Origin of the sequence: Sinomicrobium oceani (assembly GCF_900119185.1) — a bacterium.
GTDB lineage: Bacteria > Bacteroidota > Bacteroidia > Flavobacteriales > Flavobacteriaceae > Sinomicrobium > Sinomicrobium oceani.
Map to the genome: position 1 here is coordinate 23,817 of NZ_FPJE01000033.1, position 21,996 is coordinate 45,812.

The following is a 21,996-nucleotide window of genomic DNA, read 5'->3' on the forward strand; positions in this document are numbered from 1 at the left end:
GTATTATTTTTTTACTTCATTGAGTTTTTTGATCAGTGCTGCCTCGTCTTCCCGGTAAGGTGTACCATCTTTACGAAAGACATCGTGGAACCACTCTACGGGTTCTTCCCCGCTGTCAATAGGTGTATTCCATGCGTAAATGGTATTTGTCTTCCCGTTGACCAGCCCCCAGTTGATCGCCCCGACGTTTTCTTCTTTCAGCATGGGCATGATATTCGAAAATCTGCTGTTCCGTGTCCGCGCCATATACTCGGTGCAGATCATCGGGCGCCCGTGGCTTTTTAACAACTCCAGGACGCTCCTGTGATCGTCCGGGTCCCCGTAATTATGATAGGTAATAATATCGGAATTCAGGGCCTGAAAAGCACCGAGATCGGTAAGTCCCCAGGACCAAAGTCCGGCAGACAGGGGCTGGGACGGGCCTGCAGATCGCGCCCACTCAAAAACACGCCTGAGCAAAGGCATGGTCGCATTTCCTTTTCCTTCATTCCCTGGTTCGTTGTACAGATCCCAAAGCAATATCCTGTCGTCATCTTTAAAGGTCCCGACAATATCTTTGACATAGTTTTCAAGTGCGGGAAAATTCTTTTCCTGCTTCGAAGCGGGGTCCCCGGGGTCCTGGACCCATCCGGAATTATGGGTTCCTGTTTTCGGTGCGGGTTGTTTTCCTGCTTCCGGTATTTTGTGCCATACATCGTCAAAAATAACAAACATGGTACGGATACCGTTTTTGTCTGCCAGTCCGAGATATTGATCGACCCGCTTCTTAAACCCTTCCGGATCGGTCTTATATGCAAGACTGTGCAGGTAGACCCGCATCGTATTCATCCCTATCCCGGCAGCATATCCGAGCTCCCGGTCTATAGTTTCCGGATCAAACGTATCTTCCTGCCACATCTCCAACTGGTTGATCGCCGTACTGGGTATGAAGTTGGCGCCATTGATCCATGCATGATCGTTATACCATGCCCAGGCTTTTTCCACAGTCCATCTTTCGCCTTGTTGCTGAGCCTTAACTGTAAATATCAGTCCCATACACATTGCCAGAGCTACTCCGTATACTTTTTTCATATATTCTTTTTTGGCTTTATGAAAATGAATCCGCTTAAAACGTCTTCATCTCAGGTTGTACTATCATTTTATATGTTGGAATGTCATTGACACTTGGAGTCCCATAATCTCCGGCAACATCGTCGTCTACGGAACTCAGCACTCAGAGTTCCAGTTTTTGCACCGGAGAGAAAATAAGACTTTCCACTCCACTGATCTTTACACCGATCCTCGCAAAGACATACGATCTCGTGTTATCTTCCGGAATATCGGCCGAGACCGTAATGACCGATGGGTCCTGGATATCCGCATCTGCGCGGGCATAGTTTTCGAGATCATTGTCCGAGACAAATGCCGTGCTGTTCAGGTAAAGGGTGACACGTTCGACCTGCCTGCTTTCTTCCCCGTTGACCACCTGTCTGATGTTACACCCGGCATTAACGGTATTTCCGGATAGGGAAAACTGTGCGTTCTCGACCGTGAAATAGGGGATAACACTCACATCGAGTGTTTTTTTCCCATCCAGATTGACATAGATGGTATCTCTTTGTGCTTCATTGACAATTTCCGTTCTGAAAGGCCCTGCATTATTAACAAATACGAGTTTGTATTCGCCTTTGAACAGCAAGGTACTGAACGATCCATCCTGGTTTACCGGAACTTCTATCGGCCCGGGATTTCCGAAACCGGGTTGCCATAGCTGAAACCGCACCTCGCCGTGTCTTACCTGAACCGGCTGCTCTTCGTAAACTATACGGCCGCTGAATGAGGTGTCCGGCTCATCAAAATTGTCTATACCACAGGATACCGGTGCGATGGCCATTCCAAGATAAAACAGTATATACTTGATGTGAAATGTTTTCATGATTACGGGTTTAGTGGTTAGGATTTTTTACAAGTTTCGGATTGTTGTTGAGTACACTCTGCTCGATCTCGGAATAATAATTGCCAAACCGGAAACGGTCGGAAGCCGTTACACGTGTAGGCCTTATGATCTTATAAATATACTTTCCGTGATCTGCATTCCCCGGATTGTAAATCTTATAGGGCCACATACCATAGGGTTGTGTCTGTCTCTTGGTAGCACTTCCGATATCCTGTGTAATACCTGAGGATGTAATTTCGGTACCGTCCATCACGAGATGAGCGATCCTCCAGCGTTTGAGATCAAAGAAGTAAAGTCCTTCGAAAGCGAGTTCCACGTAACGCTCATGCGCTATCCTGTCAAATGTGATATCTCCGGGAGTAAGGGGTACGGTAATTCCCGCACGTTCCCGCACTTCATTCATATATTCCGCAGCCAGATCGGGTTGTCCGAGTTCAAAAGCGGCTTCTGCGGCATTCAGCAGGACTTCTGCAAAGCGATACCTTACGAACCATACGTCGCTCATCACACCCCGCTGCCCGGAGCCGTCTTTAGGGTCCTGGTATTTCCGGATGTAAAACCCGGATTGTGCCACGTGTTCCAATCCGTCTATGGGGCCGTCAAATCCCACGACCTGCATGGATGTGCCGTCTACGACTTTACTCTGTCCGCGGGCATCACCGCTGATCACCGATCCGTCGGGCATTTGCAGGCCTGCGAAGATATCTACGGTTCTGCCTTTAAACGAAGATCCCGGTACGATAACCGTGCCCTGCAACCGGGCATCGCGATTGGCAAATATGTCCGTAACCTCATCATAGGCTATATAATTTCCGGAATCATCCGTATTGGGCAAGGGTGCCAGTTCCCCTTCAAGGGTCTCAAAAGCCTGTACGAGATTCAACGAGGGATTGATACGTCCGCCTTCTTCTTCCTCTGCACCGTACCGGGGCTGATTGGAAATCGTGAATCCGTGCCTTTTTCCGGTCTGCAGTTTGTAATCTTCTACAAAAATGACTTCCGGATTGCTGGCTTTATCGTAAAATATGCTCGCGAAATTTTCCGCCAGATCGGGTTTTTTCTCATATAGTGCATACGCTCCGGCCTCCCCGTTTATAAGTTGCCGGGCAGCATTCAATGCTTTGGTATAGTATTCCTCATCCCGTTCTGCCGGGATACCTACTTCTCCTCCCGGAAGCGATACCTGGGGAGTTGTAGCTCCGTACCGGGCTATAGACCCGGCATACAAGGCGGCACGGCATTGCATAGCCAGGGCAGCACCCGTACTGGCTCTCGATTTGGAATTGGCATCATTGGGTAGCATCTCCATGATCTCTTCTGCCTCGGAGATCACAAAATCATATATAGCCGCTTCGGTTTCCCTGGCATGCTGCAGGTAAGCGGGATCACCACTATAGTCGTATTCCATGGGTTCCAGGATCAAGGGTACGCCTCCCATACGCTTAACCAGCGTGAAATAATACGATGCCCTTAAAAAACGAGCTTCGGCAATAAACCGGGTCTTATAGGCTTCGTCCAGGCCTTCTGAAGCCGTAACTCCTTCTATAAATATGTTGAGGTCGCGGATGTAACCGTAATCCCATGTTCTCCAATCGCCGTAACCCCAGCTGTTGTTCTGGAAAGCTCCGTAGCTCCCGCTATCCGACCAGAAAGCCAGGTTGAACCCGGAAAGGGATTGCCAGTTCTCCACAGTTCCGAAATCATTGTAGCGATTGTACAGATCCGCAAGGATCGAGAGGGTCAGTTCCGGACTGTTATAGGCTTTATCGGAAGGAATGATCTGGGTGGGTTCCCGGGTGAGGAAATCATCATCATTACAACTGCCAAGCCAGAAGGTCAATAGTATAAAGGTATATATATATCTTTTCATCGTAGTATTGCTTTTGTGTTATAGTGAAATGTTTACACCTAAGTTGACAAACTTATTCGGCGGATATTGTAACCCGTTGGTATCCGCAATTTCCGGGTCAACACCAAACTTGGAAAGATTATCGATGGAGAACAGGTTATATCCATTTACATAAAAACGCATTTTCTGAATTCCGAATTTGTCGAGAAATACTTTCGGAAGGGAATATCCCACTTCGAGTGTCCTTGCCCTGATATACGTTACGTTATGCAGCCAGAAGGTGGAATTCCGGTAACTACTGTGTCCTCCGTGATTATATCGCAGGGCCGGATACTTCCCGGGTATCCATTCGCTTTGCGCATCAAAGGGGTCTGCACGGTGCCAGCGATCGAGAAAGATGCTGTTTAGTGCCCCTTCATTCTGATACGGCACACGGGTTTCGTGCTCCTGGTTCCAGGAATATCCGGAGGCTCCGGAAAAATCTGCAGTCAGGTCAAATCCTTTGTAAGCCATTCGCAAACTAAAGCCGAAATTGATATTGGGATTGAAAGAGGTGTATCCTATGGGTCTTTCATCATAGCCGTCTATATATCCGTCACCGTTGAAATCCTTGTATATAATATCGCCGGGTAACAGGGTTGAATTTCCCTGTCCGTCTATATTAACCGGGTAATTGTCGATTTCCTCCTGGGTTTTGAACTGCCCGACGGCTGTCAATCCCCAGAAAATATTGTCGTAACGTCCTTCCGGACGGTTCCGGTACTCCTGCCAGGAATTCGCGTAACGGGGTTTGTAACTGTCCAGAAATTTACTCCTGGATACCGAAGCATTACCGCTGACGGTAAAGGTAAGTTCTCCGAAATTTCCGGAATAGGCCAGGGCACCTTCAATACCGTAACGGGCATCACTGTTTACGTTTTCATCGGGAAGTCCGTACCCGACTTCACTCGGAATAAGGATATCGTATTTTCTTCCCCGGAGTCCGGTACGTTTACGATAGAAATATTCCAGAGATCCGCTGAGTTTACTGTCGAACAGGTAAAAATCTGCCCCAATGTTGGTGATCTTGCTTTTAAACCAGCTGAAATTTGTGATCGGGACACCGCGGTTACGGGATCCTACCACGACATTGCCGTCGAGGATGACCTGGGAAACATTATAATTGTATCCGCTGAGGTAATCATAGGCACCGAGGCCTGTAACATCCCTGTTATCATCTCCGAGAACTCCATAAGAAGCCCTGAATTTCAAATCGTTAAGCACTGTGTTTTCACCGAGAAACTTCTGCATAAAGGCTTCGTCCGTAATGCGCCATCCTCCGGAAATAGAAGGGAAAAAGCCCGTCCGTTTTCCGGGAGCAAACATCCAGGAAGCATCGCGTCTACCCGAGAGCTCCAGGTAGTACCTGTTTTTGTAATTATAACTTATCCTTCCGACATAGCCTATACGGGCTTCTTCGTTATCACTGTCATCAAAGGTGTCCATATCTTTAAAATAGATCAGGGGAAGGTCGTTGTTATCCGGTACGGCATGTACCCACTGCCGGATATACCGATCTTCCTTACGTTCGATAACAAAAAAGGATTCTATATTGTGATCTCCGAACGAATTTTTATAGTGCAACTGCCCCTGATAAAGCTGGCGAATTACCTTTTCATTGGCGCGCTCACGCCACGGGTTGGTACTTCCCCCGGTGACTTCGTAAGTGTCGGTCTCGGGATAATAGGTATAAGCATCGTACGTATATTCGTGGCCGTCCAGCACACGGTCTGCAAAGTAATAGGAGTACATCCCTTTTAGCGTCAGTCCGTCTACAAACGGAATATCATATTCCCCGGTAAAATTACTCTGGATAACCCTCCAGGTATCCAGGGCATATCCTCCTGTTTTTTTGTTGTGCAATGCCCAATTTGTCTCATTATGCCCTATATCATTGAGATAATCCGGGTTATCATTGGCGTATGGCCGTTCGAAAGGCCTGTTGCGAAGAATAGCAAAACGGGGTAACCAATAATCATCTTCGTAAGGAATGCCGGGGTTATCACGTACCTCGATACGCCCGTTGATCTGTACCCCGACCCTTAGACGATCGGAAATACTGGCGTCTACGTTACTCTGAATGTTGGTCCGCTCAAAGGTAAACTCATCTCCCAGAACGGCCTCCTGCTTTAACCTGGTAGCCGAAAGGTAGTAATTGATCTTTTCGGAGCCTCCGGAAGCATTGACATTAAGATTGGTCAGCGGTGCATTTTTCTTAATGATAAAATCCTTCCAATTAAAAGATTGATATCCGTATTCCGTGCCTAACCTGTATTTTTCAAGTTCCTCGGGAGTGATGTTGGTCTGTCCGAACTGATTGACATCGGCTTCGGCCTTGAGCCGCATCCATTGGTAGGAATCATTTACAGGTTCGGGAAAACGAGACCAGCTCTGCCATCCGGTGTAAGCGTTGATACTCACGGTATTCCGGGAACCTTTTTTACCTTTTTTGGTCGTTACCACAACCACTCCGTTTGCGGCCCGTACCCCGTAAATAGCCGCAGATGCATCTTTCAAAACCGTAAGGCTTTCGATATCATTCGGGGCGAGATTATTAAATTGTCCTTCATCCTGCGGTACGCCATCTATAATAAATAGCGGCGTTCCCATATTACGGATCTGTACTGCTGCACTGGCTCCGGGACGTCCGTCAGCCATACGAAACGTCACTCCCGGAATTTTTCCGGCCAGACCGGAACTCACCGTAGCCCCTCCGTGCACATTTTCCATCTCCTCACTGGTTATGGTAGAAATGGCACCCGTGAGCGATTTTTTCTCCTGAGAGGAATACCCGGTGATGACGACTTCATCAAGTTGCTGCGAATCTTCCTGCATCGTTACATCGATACGGGATTTCCCGGCTACCGAAACCTCCTGGGAGATAAATCCGACATACGAAAAGGTCAGCACATCCTCTTCGGTGACTTTCAATTCGTAATTTCCGTCGAAATCGGTGGTTGTTCCTTTCGGTTTCCCTTTTATCAGGATATTGACGCCCGGCAAGGGGGCTCCCTGATTATCTATAACCGCCCCCGTTACCGTCTTTTCCTGTGGTTTTTCTTCCGGCTTTTTTACCGGAACGGGCATCCTGGTCTTTTTGACCGCTATGGTATTATTTTTTTGCAGAAAGGAAATATGGGCTCCTTTGGAAATGCGCTTCAGGATTTCTGCCACACTTCGATTCCGGGCATCGAGCGTAATCCTCTCCTTTATATTATTCACCAATCCTTCTTCATAAAAAAAGACAAAATCGGTCTTCTGTTCTATAGTCTTCAGAAGCTCTCCAACCGATAAGTCCTTTGCCACAACATCAATATAGACGTCGCGGATGCTTTGCGAAGTAGCTTTTGAGGCAAAAGCCAGTCCGGAAAATGTCCAGATGCTCAGTAGAATGGTGCGTAAAGTCATGGTAATACAAGCCTTAGCAAGATTATTTTTCATAATTTTGTGAAGATTAAATGAAACTTCGGTTTTGTTTGGTTTCCGGCCTTCTATCAATTGCGCTAACAGTGGTAAGAGGGCCGATTTTTTTGGTTTTTAACTGTGATTATTTCTCGGTTTTATCCATACACAAGATTTTTTATCAGGAACATTTTTTTCCGTTTATAGTTACTATCCCGTCTTTAATCTCATAAGAGATACCAAGGGTGTATTTAAAGCTGTGTAATACGCTTGCCAATCCCTGGTTCTTATGATCACCCGTAATGACACATGCTTTGAGCTCGGGATTCTTGAGTACAACTTTGACACCATACCAGCGTTCGAGCATTCCGGCAGCTTCATCCAGAGGGGTCTGCCTGAAAGAAAGAATACCTTCCTTCCACACCCCTATGCTGTCCAGATCTACTTTTCTTGTAGTAAAACCCGGACCTCCTTTACGATATATGGCTTGCTGGCTGGGGTGCAGCAAGACATGGTTCTTTTCCTCCCGTTGATGATCGCCGGCTCCCTTACGTACTTCCACCAACCCGGTGGCTACAGAAACCTCCACCTCTTCCCGGTAAGCCTTTACGTTAAAGGAGGTTCCCAATACCTGTGTGGTGAGCTCCCCGGTTTTTACCAGGAAAGGATGTTCTTTATCTTTGGTCACTTCAAAAAAAGCTTCTCCTTTGAGGACTACCGTTCTTGTATTACCTGAAAAGCGATCGGGGAAAACCAGTTCGGAATCGGAATTCAACCGGACTACCGTGCCATCCGGAAGGGTTATCGTCGCTTTTTCACCGGGAGCGATGTGCTTGCTGATCAAGATAAAGGGACGGGGTACCTCTTCACGGTCCGTGCCATACCATATCCATGAGACCGACAGCAATACTGCGAGTACCGCAGCTGCCTGATAATACCACGGTTTGATTTTACTTTTTTCAGGTCTGCGAATCCGGTGTTTTTTATCTGCTTTTTCTATCATCCGGTTAAAGCGAAGTTCGCGGTCATTTTTCGCGGGGTCCTCGTTTTTTTTTAACACTTCCCAATGCTCGTCCATCCAGGACCTGACTTTTTCTTCAGAACCGTGCTCTTTCATCCAGTTCATCAGCCGGTGATAATCCTCTTCACCAATGGTATTTTCCCTGAATGCCTTAAATAATTGTTCTATTTCCTGCTCCCTATTCATCTATTCTGATAATTTCATGGGGGTTTTAGGTCCCGATGCCCTCTTCTCCTGACACCATCAATATATACATCACACCTAACTTACCCGAAAGTCCCAACCTGTTTTGTATTTTTTATTTCCCGGGTACCGGAATACTTTTATTCAGCAATATTATACGTAGGGAATTCCGTTATTCTCAACGTCGTACAACCATAAGGAACAAGAATGATATCCTCCAGTTCTTCCTTACTTTTCAACTTGTTCCAGTAGCCCGGCATAACAGGTACTCCCCTGATTTCTTTCCATTCTTCTGCTTTTACACCCTCTAAGCGGAGTTCTACGGGAACATTATCGAGGTTCCAGGGATACTCCTGGTTCCAATCGTTTTCCACCACCCGGATTTTTTCTTCCGGGTTGCGCACAGTCTGTTCGGGCAAACCGTACTTCCATTCCGAAGCCGGATAGAATTCCCGGAATTCGCCATAAAAATCCCCGCGGTCTTTTCGCTTTTCGGTATGTGGTATTTTCAGGGCATAAACGAGGGGGCCGCGTTCTACAGCCGTAGCAAATTCGAACCACCGGGATGTTTTTATTTTCATGGGCAACCGGAGGGTAACCTCATCTCCGGAATTCCAGGTTCTCCGGATCACGGCGATGTTATCTTCGATCCGGACGTCAACTCTTTTACCGTTTACCCGTATTTCCGGATGCTCCGTCCATCCCGGGACACGCAGATGAAAGGGAAAGGCAACCGTTTCGGACAAGGTCATTTTAAAGTTCACCATATCCCGGAAGGGGTAAGCGGTACGTTCTTCGAGGCGGAGTTCTGCGCCGTCCGCGACCTTCAGCTTTACCCGGCCGGGGGCATATTGCAGTGCTGCAACACCTCCGTCCCGTGTTCCGTAAAACAGGTTTTGTACAAACTTGGGCCAGGACTGATGCATATTGGTTAAACAGCAGGTGTACCCGGTAAGCGTACCATATACAAAATCCGTAAAGTGATGATTATGGGTTTCGAATGCGGCATCAAGCCGGTCGCTGATTTCTACCTGATTGGCCGCCTGAAAATATTGTTTTGTCATATAATCGTCCGAAGCCTGTACAGGGAGGGCATTGTATGTGATCTTTTCAAGGAGATCGGCAAACTCCATATCACCGGTAATCCGTATCATACTCTCCAGGGAAAACATCATCTCGGATACCGAACAGAACTCTATGCCTCTGACAGGGTTATTTCCGTGCAGGGGTTCATCCCCTCCATACATTCCCTGTGGTTGACCGTGAAAGCGCCTGACATCGCGAAGTGCTTTCTTTACGGCATAGAGATATTTATCGTCCGGCTGTTGCTGGTACCGTATAACGGGTTCTTTTATTCCCTGTGCAAGGTTTACCGTGTGTATCCCTCCGTGGCGGGACAGTGTGATCTTTGCAATTTCCAGGGTGTCAAAAGGATATCTTTTGGTACTCCCGTAAGACCAGGGATATCCGGGGTCATCATCTTTGACCTGGTTGAGGAATACAGTAGTCCACGGAAATGTCTGTTCGTGAATAAGATCTGCCAGTTCCAGCAGGAACTTGTCCCCGGTAATATTGTATAACCAGTATACGACCTGCAGATTATCTCCCCCCCTCCGGTTCCCCCAGAACGATAAAAAATCGAGAGGAGTTTCCGGCAATTCTTTTTGCTGATATCTGAAATAACGGGTCAGTGCGGTGATAACCCTTTTGTCTCCGGTAGCTTCATAATGCTGCTTGAGTATTTTGAGCATGATCATTTTCGGCCACCAGTCCCGTCGTGCTCCCTTTTGCAGACCGGGTTCCGGTTCGGGTTCTTTATCAAAGGGCACAGGACCGAGATAACCATCTTCGGACTGATGTTCCAAGGTCCATGTTATCCAGGGTTCTACTTTTTTCTTCAGGCTGTCATCATCGAGTATATAAGCCAGTGGCAGCAAACCGTCTATCCAGTAAGGACCTCTTTCCCAGCCATCGCCATCTCCCCCGAGCCAACCGTTTCTCTGTCCAGCGACTTCGGGGTAAACCGAATCCATTTTCCCCGTCAGACCATCGGCCATACGCCGCAACTGCTCTTTCAGCCATCCTTCTGCACGTATGCTTCCGAGGGGAAGTTCGAGGTAAGGATTTTCGCGTAAGGGGGCTCTGTTCTGAAGATAATTTGCCTCGCTTATATGCGCTTCCTCATTATCTTGTTGTGGTTCCGGGTTGTCCTTACAAGAACAGTACAACAGGGATAGGATCCCGAGGCAGGTCATTAATTTTTTCATGAAGTATATGTTTTCCTCCTAACAACACACTTCAAAGCCCTAAAAGTCCCAAAAGGTTTTGTTTTTGCAGTCTGAAAGGGTTGTCGCCGGATTATCCGAGCAGCATTAAACACGCAAAGACAAAACTTAAAGAAAACAAAAAGCGGAAAAAAGCAAGAGCAACTTGATCGTATTTTCAAGATGGGGTTGTAGCTGTACCCTGATGGTTTCTATGATCTTCCAGAGATGGTTCTTCACCGTTTTCTGGGATATTCCCATAATATCGGCTATTTCGGCATTGCTTCGCCCTTCTTCTCTGGACATGATATAAATGGAACGTTTTTTCTGGGGCAGATGATCTATAATATTATCGAGAATGTCCCTGTATTCCGCAAAAATCACCTCCGATTCGGTTTCTTCCCGAAGTTCGGACATATTATTCCAGAGTTCATCCCGGATCACTGCTCTTTGTGAAGCATTTCTGAGATAGTTCAGCGTAAGGTTCTTTGCCATGGTGTACAACAGGGCGCTGAACGACCCCTTCAGCCCGATGTCTGCTCTTCGCTCCCAGATTCTGATAAATACTTCCTGAACAATCTCTTCTGCTATATATTCGGATTTCGTATAAGAAAAAACAAAACCGTAGAGCCTTCGCTCCATAATATCGAATATGGTTTTGAAGGCTTTACGGTCTCCTTTGCTAAAACCTTTTAGCAGTGATTCGCTTATAATATGCTCTTTGGTACTGTTCACCGGGGCAGTGCTATACGTTTATCTATGGGTATAAACTTAGCAACAATTACTGTTTTAACAAAATTTTATTTGTTTTTTTCGCAATTTCGTCTTTTAACACTTCAAAAATTCACAAAATACACAACCACCATTCTATTCGGCCGTTTGTATTTCTATGCGCCCTCCTTGTATGAACAGCTCATGGGGAACGAAAAAAGAGTTTATTATTTTTCCGTTAACTCGTATTCCCCGCAATTTTCTACCTTCCGAGGTCTTTGTCAGGGATACCTTCTGCCCTCCTTTGACTTGTAGCTCCACACGATCAAAAACAGGTACCGTGACCAGGTATTCCGGATCGGCTGGAGATAAGGGATATATTCCCATCGCGGCAAAGACGTACCAGGAAGACATTTCTCCGGCATCGTCCATTCCTACCAGGGCGAGGCCATCTTCTCCGACTCCGTAATAATTTTCCAGGATATTATCGATCACTTTTTGAGACTTGTAGGGTTTGTCTGCAAAATAATAGGCAAACGGTGCTTCGTGATCGGGCTGGTTGCCGTGGCAGTACTGTCCGATAAACCCGGAGACGTTTCTCGCGATATATTGCGGGTTCCATGGCGTCGTAAAGAGGCTGTCCAGCTTGTGTTCGAAATTTTCCTCCCCTCCGTAGCGTTCAACCAGTCCCGGCATATCGTGCGGCACATAGAATGAAACCTGCCACGCATTGGCTTCCCTGAACATATACTCATAATAGGGATATTGCGGATTAAATGGTGTAATCCACTGTCCGTTTTCGAGTCTTCCCCGCATAAAATTCACCGTAGGATCAAAAACATTCGCATAGTTCCCGGATCTCTTGAAAAGGTCCTTGTAACGATCGGTGTCTTCCATTTCTTTCGCCAGCTGAGCGAGTGCATAATCATCATAAGCGTATTCCAGGGTTTTCGAAACCCCGGCCTTTCCCTTACTCTCTACATGCGGATCTGCCACAGCCGGATCGGAAATATATCCTTTCCGGATATATTCGGAGATAAAAGGTCTTGTACCTCCTTCTTTATAGGCATTATTCAGCAATAACTTATACGCATTGGCGATATCGAAGTTTCTGATACCCCGAAGATAAGCGCCGGTCACAAAAGGAGCTGCGTGATCGCCGTGAAAAAAAGTAGGCATAAAGCCGCTTACCTGACCCCGGTCGATAAGGGATGCTATAACATCGCCGGTAACTTCAGGGGACAACATTGTCAGTAACACCAGTTTGTTGCGATAGGTATCCCATAGGGATGGGATGGTATAATAGTTAAACTCCTCTTTTCGGCGGGTCCCTGCTTCATCGGTGAATTCCCCGTTGTTGTCACTGCGAAGGGCGGGCCATAAAAAAGCGCGGTACAACGAGGTATAAAACAGTTCCTTCTCCCTTTCCGTCCCACCGGAAACGCGAATGGCTGTTAGAAGTTTTTCCCAGATACCGGCTCCCTTCTCATGGACCTCATCCAGATCGCGGCCCCCGATTTCCTTTTCCAGGTTTTCATCGGCGTTTATCGTACTCACAAAAGAGAGTCCTATTCTCAATATTACAGGTTCTGTGCCGTCTTTCAGTTTGACCAGGGCATACCCGCCACTTTTTCCTTCATCCTTCTTTTCGATATTTTCGACCGGCGTATCGAACCGGGCCGAAAAATAAATGTTCTCCTGACCTATTTGCTGAAATCCTTCGATCCTGTTGTCGCCGATACGTGTTAACTTCCAGTCGGAAACGCGGTTATTGGCACTGCCAAGATCGAAGAGCACCTTACGGCCTGTAGTATCTTTAAAGGTATATTCGTGAATTCCGCACCGCAGGGTTGAACTCAGTCGCACATGCACTCCGTAATCCTTGAGAAGCACCTCATAATAGGCCGGGGACGCTTTTTCTTCCTGGTGATCGAAAGAAGACCGGAACGGATGGGTTGCTTTTCCGGAAACAGGTAGTACGGGTATATTGCAAAGATTCCAGTGTCCTTTATTGGTATGAGCAAATCCTATAATTTCGTCGTCTTCGTACTCATATCCCGCACCGCTACCGTACCGGGTCACGGGGCTCAACTGTACCATGGCATTAGGAAGGGAGGAGCCCGGGTAAACAAGTCCTGCCCATACCCTCCAGTTCTCCGGTGGTGTATAGCCGATCTGTTCCGGATCGGTAAGCGGTGCCGTGCCGATAAACGGGTTTACGTAAGAAGTAAGCGCGGCATCGCTCTTAAGATCCGGGATATTTTCCTGTGTGTCTTCCTTGTCTTTACAATTCCAGCACAAAAGTGCTACACATGACAGGATTATCCAGCTTTTCAGTAAGATTTTCATTGTGGTGGCTTTTGATTGGTGTATTTCGGTTTAACCGAGTAACCCGGGTTGTTTCTTGTACGTATCCCAGAGGAGTTCTCCGAACAGGGTATTCGTCCAGGCAAACCACGATCTCGTAAAGTTTTTGGGATCATCCTTATGGAACGACTCATGCATAAACCCGGTATCTCCGTGCGTAGCCTTAAGCATGGCAATACACTCCCTGATTTCCTTTCCGTCAGTACTGGTAAGGGCACGCATAATAATAGACATCGGCCAGACCATATCCATTCCGATATGGGGCCCTCCGATACCTTCGGCCGCTTTTCCTTTAAAGAAGAAAGGGTTATCCGGTGACCACACAAACTTTCTTGTATTCTGGTATATAGGATCATCGATATCTACGGCATCCAGATAAGGCAATGCCAGAAGGCTGGGAACATTGGCATCATCCATAAGCAGGTGATTTCCGTAACCATCCACTTCAAAAGCATAAATATCTCCATGTTGCGGATGATTGACCACAGCGTATTGTTTCAGTGCCTTTTCCACTTCCCCGGCAAGTGCTTTCAATTCTGTCGCAAGAGCCAGGTCTCCGGCAAGTGCTTCCACCATTTCCGCAGCCTGTTTCAGACTTACTACGGCAAAAAAGTTGGACGGTATCAGGAAAGAGAATACGGTAGCATCATCACTCGGACGGAAAGCGGAACATATCAGACCTACGGGTTTTACGGGATATCCGAAACCTTTGAGTGATCTGGTGTCGGTGGCATTGGCCGTTTCTCTCTGGAACGAGTACGGACCGGGGCCATCTTTTTGCTGCTGGTCCCGGAAGACTTTGAGGATCTCTCCGACCGCTTTTTTCCACTGGTCGTCAAACGGAGCGGTATCTCCGGTGGTTTTCCAATAATTATACCCGAGTCTGATGGGATAACAGAGCGAATCTATTTCATATTTCCGTTCGTGAACCCCCGGCTTCATATCGGTAAAATCGCTTGTCCATTCTCCCTTTTTCTGCGGATCATCATAAAAAGCATTCGCATAAGGGTCCTTGAGGATGTATTGTGTCTGCCGGTTGATAACCCCGGCTATCAGTTTTTTCAGTTTATCATCTTTATCCACAAATGCCATATAAGGCCATACCTGGGCCGAACTGTCCCGAAGCCACATCGCGTCGATATCTCCCGTAATGACATACGTATCGGGTTTCCCGTCTTTTTCGGTATAGGTCACCGTGGTATCGAGCGTATTGGGAAAACAGTTATTGAACAGCCATGTCAGCTCTTCGTCCTTTACATTTTTTCCGAACTCTTTTATAGCTTTCTCAATGGCTTTGCTCTCAAAGTGCCGCTTACCCTTCGGCGTCCTTACTTCGGGAAATTGTCCCTTGTTTAACGTTCCGGCAGCCAGATGAAAGGGGTCTACCAATGCCAGGCCTCCCACAAGCGCCGTATTCCGGATAAAATTTCTTCTTTGCATTTTTAGTTTATAGTGTTTATTGATGAATTGGAATTACTTTTCTTTTTTCCCGAAAAACTTTTCCCCCCGTTACCACAGTATTCCTTGTCCTGACCTCATTAACCTCTGCATACCACAATCCGGCTTCTATACTACCGGAGGGCCGAATATACCCGGGTAAAACGATTTAGCAAGCTATATGTATTGTTTTCTCAAAAAATATACCTTCCTGTTTCGAACCACGCAATCTGTCGGGGACAATTATGCCAAAGATAATGTTTTAAGCGGATTTTCGTTTATTTCCGACCGGTTGTTATTCCTATACCATGGGAATTTTTATCATAAAAGAGGAGTTCTCCCGGAGCAATCGCCATCTGATTCCGGTGTTGACCACCATACATCAGTTCATGTATTATTCCGTCATATATCGGAATGCACATTGCCGGTTAAAAATATGTGAGTATCGTTATGGGAAAATCGGGTTTTCTGTTCTTATTCCAGAAAGGGAGCAATTTGTTCGGCCCAGATATCATAGCCTGCGTCAGTCATGTGTATTCCGTCTGCGATGAAGAGTTCGGGACGGGGCTCATCGTTTTCCGAGAGCATATGGGGCCAGACATTTATAAAATGAAATTGTTCTTTTTTCCTGCAATAGCGCTCCAGCCAGCGATTAAAGGCAAGGTATTTCTTCTTCCGGTCCATACGTTCCTGATCGAGTGAAGGCTTCACCGAAATAAGATATACCTCGGTACCGGGAATTCGCCGGTGTATTTCACGCAGTAATTTTTTGAAGTCGCGCCGTACCTTCCCTACACTTTTCCCCGAGGCAATATCATTATCTCCTTCGTACAGAAACAGTTTTTTTGCAGGAATATCAAAAATAAGATCGTCGGCATAATAAAGTACATCGCTCATCTGTGATCCTCCGAACCCGCGATTGAGAAAATCATTACCGGGAAAATAACGGTTTATATCCGTCCACATTCTCACGGAAGAACTTCCCACGATCAGGGCGTCATAGCTATTGCTGTCCAGGGTATCGGCCTGTCTCCGAAAGGCTTCTATATCGGTCTCAAACCGACGGGCATCCTGGGAAAACAACAGCCCGGAAAAGAGGCATACAAACAGGGCGATGTACTTCATGACTATTTTTTTTTAATACTACTATTCCTGTTTTTTTATTTATACTTCCGGAATGGCGTATCCGTTGTGATATGCGGCGGTAATCAGCTGATCGGCTTCGCGGTCATTAAAACGCTTTTTCGCATCGTCCCAATAGATCTTTTTACCAGTACGATATGCGATATTCCCCATCTGGGAAAAAACGGTAATATGGGCACCGGCTTCAATGGGACAATGGAGCAATGATTTATCTTTTTTCTGGATTGCTTCCACAAAGTTCACTGCATGAAGAGCCAGTCCGTCATCGACCTTGCTCTGAAAAGGAACGGCTTCCATTCGTCCTTTTTCCGGGATCACTTCCCAGCCTTCCCGGTTGACGACCAGTGTTCCTTTATTTCCGATATAGGCTACACCATGGTTTCTGCCATAAGGTCCTCCGTCAATACCGTTGGCGTGTTCCCACTGCACATTAAAATCGTCAAATTCAAATACGGTGGTCAGGGTATCCGGGGTTTCCGCAGCATCGTTAGGGTATGCGAATTTTCCTCCGGATGCCATGACAGATTTTGGCCTGGTGGCTTTCATTCCGAGCAACGCATAATCGAGCATATGTACACCCCAATCGGTCATCAGTCCGCCCGCGTAGTCCCAGAACCAACGGAATTCGAAGTGAAAACGATTGGGGTTAAAAGGACGTGTCTCCGCGGGTCCAAGCCAACCTTTGTAATCTACTCCCTGTGGTACGGGACCATCGGGTTTTACCGGAATACTCTTCATCCAGCCCTGATATGCCCAGGCTTTAACAAGACGTATTTCCCCGAGCTTCCCGGAATGCACAAAGTCGACCGCATCCCTGAAGTGTTTCTGGCTACGCTGCCATTGCCCTACCTGTACCACACGATCGTATTTCTTTGCAGCCCGGACCATAGCCTCGCATTCGGCAATAGAATTTCCCAGCGGCTTTTCTACATAGACATCTTTTCCCGCCTTACAGGCATCGATCATTTGCAGGCAATGCCAGTGGTCTGGTGTGCCTATAACCACCGCATCCACATCTTTGGCGGCAAGAAGGTCTTTATAATCTCCGTAACCTTTAACTTGTATGCCTCTTTTGGCAAGTTCTTGGGTACGTCTGTCCAACACATTCTTGTCCACATCACACAATGCCGTACATTCCACATCCGGGTGGTTGAGTAAGGCATTGAGATCGGCCCAGCCCATACCGTTAATTCCTATAGCTCCGACTCTGATTTTTTTCTTAGGTTTATCCGTTATCATAGAAAATGCAGATGGCATCGTACTTCCTATGCCTACCGCGGCAGTAAATGCAGCAGATGCTCTGATAAAATCTCTCCTGGTGTTTTTCATACAGATTGGTTTAATGTATCGGGGGCGTTTTCCTTAGAACCCCCTTTCTATTTTTTGTTACAGAAGGAAAACCATATATAAAGCGTAATAATCATATACTGAAATTGCATAATCCACAATTACACGGGAACAATATAGTAAAAATGACAATATTGAACAATGTTCACTTCCCGAAATTGCACTTTACTTTCGGAAAGGTACCTTTGGCGATTGCGGGATATTATTCTGTCATTAACCGGACGTGGTAGATCCTTCCGGTACGTGTACCATTGAGCGCGGAAAACTTTACTTCTATTTCAGGAGTTTCCGTATCCCTGAGTATATCCTCGGGAATATCGTAGTCTTTTTCATAAAAGTCGTCTCCGTGCGTTCCGTCTTGTCGCACCTGTGCCAGCAAACGGTTATTGACAAAAATACTGAAGTTACGGTCCTTGTCTTTACCCGCGTAGGTAATGCGTAACGTCTTCCCTGTTTTCTCTCCGTGATTCAGTTCATAACTGAACCAACCTGCGGCATCTCTCCAGAAATGCCCGTCATGAAGACCGGTATCTGTCTTTTCTCCCTTAAAATGGTGTTCCGTTTCGGGTTGCTGCTCTCCTGTGGCGACCTGGTCGGTAGTCCTCGCTTCCAGTGCAAGGAACTTTTCTTCTTTCTCCCGGATCGCGGTGAGTTTGTCTTTGAGTTCGTTTTCAGGGGTTACAGGCCAGTATATCATATACCTGGCATCGTGTATGGTATAAAAAGGTACCAGTTGCAGTTTTTTATATTTTTCGGGGTAGATAAGCTCCGGAGCCGTGAAGGTCATCGGGTTTCCGGCGACCGGCTTTATGTTCTCGGAAGGATCTTCCCCGGCTTCTGATACGATCATAGGCGCTTCGTCCATAGGATAAAGTCTACCGTTGGCTACGTGTCCCATTCTACTGTCGTCTGCCAACAATCCGCTGAGTTCTGTCGTATCCGTAACAGCTGCAAGTACTATAGGGCCATGAACAAAAGAAATCCATCGGGAAGTTCCCGTACCCGCTGCCGAAAGATATGAAGCCGAGGTGTGCATCGGGAGACTCACGGTGAGCTGATCTCCTTTCTTCCATTTGCGTTCTACCGTTATATATCCGGATTCGGAAACCGATGTACGTTGGGGTTTTCCGTTTACCGCTACACGGAATACGCCCCGATCGGCCCAACCCGGTTTACGGATATGGATTTTAAAACGGGAGGGATTCTCCGGATGTATGGTAATCCGCGTCTGTTCTTCTTCCGGAAAAGTGGTCTCCTGCACGAGTCGCAGCCCTTTTTCTTTCCAGTGGAGTCCGGAAGCTATAAAGAGGTTGACATACACATCGGTTTGATCATGTGCATAGATCAGCGAGCCGTATTTTCCGTGATTCTCCAGTCCCGAGCCTACACAACACCAGAAACCCTCCTGAGGTTGCGAATACACCCGGTAGTGGCGGGGACGCATCGGGGTAAAATAAACAAATCCGCCATCGGGATGCTGGGAGGAAAGGATATGGTTGAACAGAGCCCTTTCGAAGTAATCGATGTACTTACTGTCCGGACGGGAGAGAAACAGCATTTTCGTAAGCCGTAACATATTGTAGGTATTGCAGGTTTCCGGTCCCTGGGTAGATTCCAGCATGGCAGAAAAATCCTGTACGGGATGAAAATGTTCGCGCACGCTGTTTCCTCCTATGGATACACTGCGCTCTTCTACGACGTTCTTCCAGAAAAACCGGGAGGCCTCTTCCCATTCCTTATCTTCTTTGAGTCCTGCAATACGTTCAAAACCTATAACTTTCGGAATTTGTGTATTGGCATGAAGTCCGGTGAGTTCATCCCGCTGTTCAAGCAATAGCTGCAGTATTTGCTGATGGGAAAACTTTTCGGCGAGGAGCAGGTATTTTTTATCGCCTGTCATCGCATAGACATCGGCAAGAACTTCATTCATTCCCCCGTGCTCACTGATGAGCATTTGTTGTATCTGAGCATCGGAAAGCCCGGAAACCGTATCGGCAAGCCAGGAAGAAAGCTCTTCCAGCAGCTCCTTTGCTTCAGGAATTCCTGCGATCTGAAAGGCGTCACGCAAGCCCGCGAACAACTTGTGAATGTTGTAGAGCGGAACCCATTTTCCGTTGAGGGAAAAACCTGCAGCTTCGATATGCCCTGCAGCGATTTCTTTCCACATGTCGTGTCCCCCCGGAATGCCTCCGATATACCCGTCACCGTTTGCCTCCTGGCAACGTTTCAGTTCACCGAGCATATACTCCAGCCGGTCCCGGAGTTCTGCACGACCGGTAGCCGCGTACATCATGGCCAGGGCGGACAGGTAATGTCCCCCGATATGACCGTCCAGTCCCGTATGTTCCCAATTGCCATACCGTTCGGCACGAGGTTCCAGTCCGGCATCGATCAGGAAAGGAGCCAACAACCGGTCTGTATCCATTTCAAGGATGTACTTCATATCTGTTTGCTGTGCACGGTAAAAAGGCCCGGGAAGAAGCTCTACTTCCGACAAGGCAAAACTTTCGAGTGATTGTGCCCCGCTCCACGAAGACAGCAGAACCCATATCAAAACCGGCAGGTAATTTTTGAATCTCATAATCTGTTTTTTTGTATTCCGGAAAAAAGTTTGCACTTCTGTTCCTTCGGATATAACGAAACATATATTTTTTAAATGTACAAAAAACATTTATAATTTTAAGTACAATAGTTCGATTCGAACAAATTCGATCCGAAACGTATCATTAACAATATAAGGTGAACCATACACGGCCGGGACCTCCCTCTATTATTTTACTTTGTTCCGAAAACCGGAATTATCGCACCTGGAAAATTTTTAAATATGAGATACCAGCTGCATTAACGCAGAAAAAATCCCTCCCGGATAAGTTTAAATCCCTCTCAGATAAGCTCCCGCTAAGAATAACTTTTACATTTACAAGGATTAGAAAAACGTTTAGATACCGTATTAACAATATGAAGATCGGGAAATGTGCAGTAAAAGAATTCCTTAACAGGACTTCTTTTTCATTAAACAGGATGATACAGAATTTCATTTAATCTTTTATCTATGACAAAAACCTACCGGTTAGCCCTACACTTTCCTTTGAACTTACAGGTTTGATATTTGGTTTAACCCGGGAACAAATGTATGCTCTGAACAACCACCCCTTAACATCTACCCTATGCATCCAACTGACAAACACATAGAATGTATTTCTTACCTTATCGACGAAAGGGTCTCCTGTGACCTCTCTTATGGCATGGGGTACCCTAACCGCTCCGTAGCTTATAACGACATTGCGATGTATTTTCATTCTGCTGCCGGCCAGGCGGAAAGTTTCCTTACGGAACACGGACTTAACGAAGCTCCCTGCTTTTTAACAAGATTGGAATTCGTGTTGGATCAGGATTACGGAATTACCACTGCCAATGATATGGCCCTCCGTCTCCTTCAGATCGAGCAGGCCGATCTTCCCGGACTCTCTTTCGAAAAGCTACTCACTTCCTCCTCTGTACACACCTGGGAGATCACCCGGAAATATATGATACAAAACAACATATTTCCTTTCGCTGCAGGACTTACATTTTATATCAAAAATCATACCGGGTATCCGGCATATTGTCATTTCCGGATACGCTCCGAACAGGAATATCCGACCGAATATACGGCCAGGAATTTCAAACCTTATTTTATAGAAGAATTTATCGTACAGCGGACACCGCCCGGAAAAATTTATGAAAAGCGCGACGAGATAATATCTCCCGCCAATTATTCTCCGGATAGTGAAAAGGAAAAAATCCGGGAAATCATAGATTATATCGAAGGACACCTGGATGAAGATCTCCCTTCTACCGATAGGATCGCGAAGAAATTCGGGATTAACAGGGAAAAACTCCGCAGGATCTTCAAGCGTTTTTTTAAAGTTCCTATGTATGAGTTTTATATGCATAAACGTCTTAAAATGGAAAGAACGGACAAAGTGAGCCACCTAAAACGGATAAAAGTGAGCAGTGTAAATGAAGTGTTTAAAATCGATTCATTCTTGGTGTAAAGTTAGCTTTTATTTCTTAGTTTTTTCCGCATAGATTCTCCCTTAATATTAATCCGGTGTGCGGTATGTACCAGGCGATCTAAAATAGCGTCCGCAATAGTCTGTTCCCCGATGGTTTGATGCCAGGCCTCTATAGGAAGCTGGGAAGCCATAATGGTGGAGCGTTTTCCGTGCCTGTCTTCGATAATTTCCATCAACGTTTGCCTATTGATATGATCTAAGCCTTTTAATCCAAAATCGTCAAGGATCAGTACATCCTG

At 46.5% G+C, this 21,996-nt stretch carries 14 protein-coding genes; 1 reads left to right on the plus strand and 13 read right to left on the minus strand.

What is annotated here, in order from left to right; all coding sequences use genetic code 11:
- Positions 1–3 precede the first annotated feature (3 nt).
- From BT112_RS19600 to BT112_RS19660, 12 genes are all read right to left on the minus strand, one after another.
- Positions 4–1,071 (minus strand): cellulase family glycosylhydrolase, encoded by a 1,068-nt coding sequence (locus BT112_RS19600; protein WP_072319165.1) that lies wholly within the window; start codon positions 1,069–1,071, stop codon positions 4–6.
- 142 nt (positions 1,072–1,213) lie between these two features.
- A complete protein-coding gene (locus tag BT112_RS19605; protein ID WP_072319166.1) occupies positions 1,214–1,915 on the minus strand; it encodes a DUF3823 domain-containing protein in 702 nt (233 codons plus the stop codon).
- A gap of 10 nt (positions 1,916–1,925) precedes the next feature.
- Positions 1,926–3,806 (minus strand): RagB/SusD family nutrient uptake outer membrane protein, encoded by a 1,881-nt coding sequence (locus BT112_RS19610; protein ID WP_072319167.1) that lies wholly within the window; start codon positions 3,804–3,806, stop codon positions 1,926–1,928.
- Positions 3,807–3,824: 18 nt separating this feature from the next.
- Complete coding sequence (locus BT112_RS19615) at positions 3,825–7,265, minus strand: SusC/RagA family TonB-linked outer membrane protein (protein WP_245777076.1); 3,441 nt, start codon at positions 7,263–7,265, stop codon at positions 3,825–3,827.
- Between the two features lie 142 nt (positions 7,266–7,407).
- On the minus strand, positions 7,408–8,433 hold the full coding sequence (locus BT112_RS19620; RefSeq protein ID WP_072319168.1) for a FecR family protein: 1,026 nt from the start codon (positions 8,431–8,433) through the stop codon (positions 7,408–7,410).
- Between the two features lie 137 nt (positions 8,434–8,570).
- Positions 8,571–10,697: a beta-L-arabinofuranosidase domain-containing protein gene (locus BT112_RS19625; protein ID WP_072319169.1), complete on the minus strand. Its 2,127-nt coding sequence runs from the start codon at positions 10,695–10,697 to the stop codon at positions 8,571–8,573.
- A 126-nt stretch (positions 10,698–10,823) separates the two neighbouring features.
- A complete protein-coding gene (locus BT112_RS19630; protein WP_072319170.1) occupies positions 10,824–11,429 on the minus strand; it encodes an RNA polymerase sigma factor in 606 nt (201 codons plus the stop codon).
- Between the two features lie 132 nt (positions 11,430–11,561).
- On the minus strand, positions 11,562–13,754 hold the full coding sequence (locus BT112_RS19635; protein WP_072319171.1) for a GH92 family glycosyl hydrolase: 2,193 nt from the start codon (positions 13,752–13,754) through the stop codon (positions 11,562–11,564).
- Between the two features lie 30 nt (positions 13,755–13,784).
- Positions 13,785–15,212, minus strand: coding sequence for a glycoside hydrolase family 125 protein (locus tag BT112_RS19640; protein WP_072319172.1), 1,428 nt, complete (start codon positions 15,210–15,212; stop codon positions 13,785–13,787).
- Positions 15,213–15,683: 471 nt separating this feature from the next.
- Positions 15,684–16,334 (minus strand): GDSL-type esterase/lipase family protein, encoded by a 651-nt coding sequence (locus BT112_RS19650; RefSeq protein ID WP_072319174.1) that lies wholly within the window; start codon positions 16,332–16,334, stop codon positions 15,684–15,686.
- 39 nt (positions 16,335–16,373) lie between these two features.
- On the minus strand, positions 16,374–17,681 hold the full coding sequence (locus BT112_RS19655; RefSeq protein WP_072319175.1) for a Gfo/Idh/MocA family protein: 1,308 nt from the start codon (positions 17,679–17,681) through the stop codon (positions 16,374–16,376).
- 220 nt (positions 17,682–17,901) lie between these two features.
- Positions 17,902–20,280, minus strand: a complete 2,379-nt coding sequence (locus BT112_RS19660) for a glycoside hydrolase family 127 protein (protein WP_072319178.1) — start codon at positions 20,278–20,280, stop codon at positions 17,902–17,904.
- 586 nt (positions 20,281–20,866) lie between these two features.
- Between BT112_RS19660 and BT112_RS19665 the strand changes: the two genes are divergently transcribed.
- Entirely contained in the window at positions 20,867–21,736 is an 870-nt protein-coding gene (locus BT112_RS19665; protein WP_072319176.1) for an AraC family transcriptional regulator, read from the plus strand.
- Positions 21,737–21,738: 2 nt separating this feature from the next.
- Here BT112_RS19665 and BT112_RS19670 read toward each other — a convergent pair.
- The coding region (locus BT112_RS19670) for an ATP-binding protein (protein ID WP_175545831.1) at positions 21,739–21,996 on the minus strand (258 nt) is incomplete at its 5' end.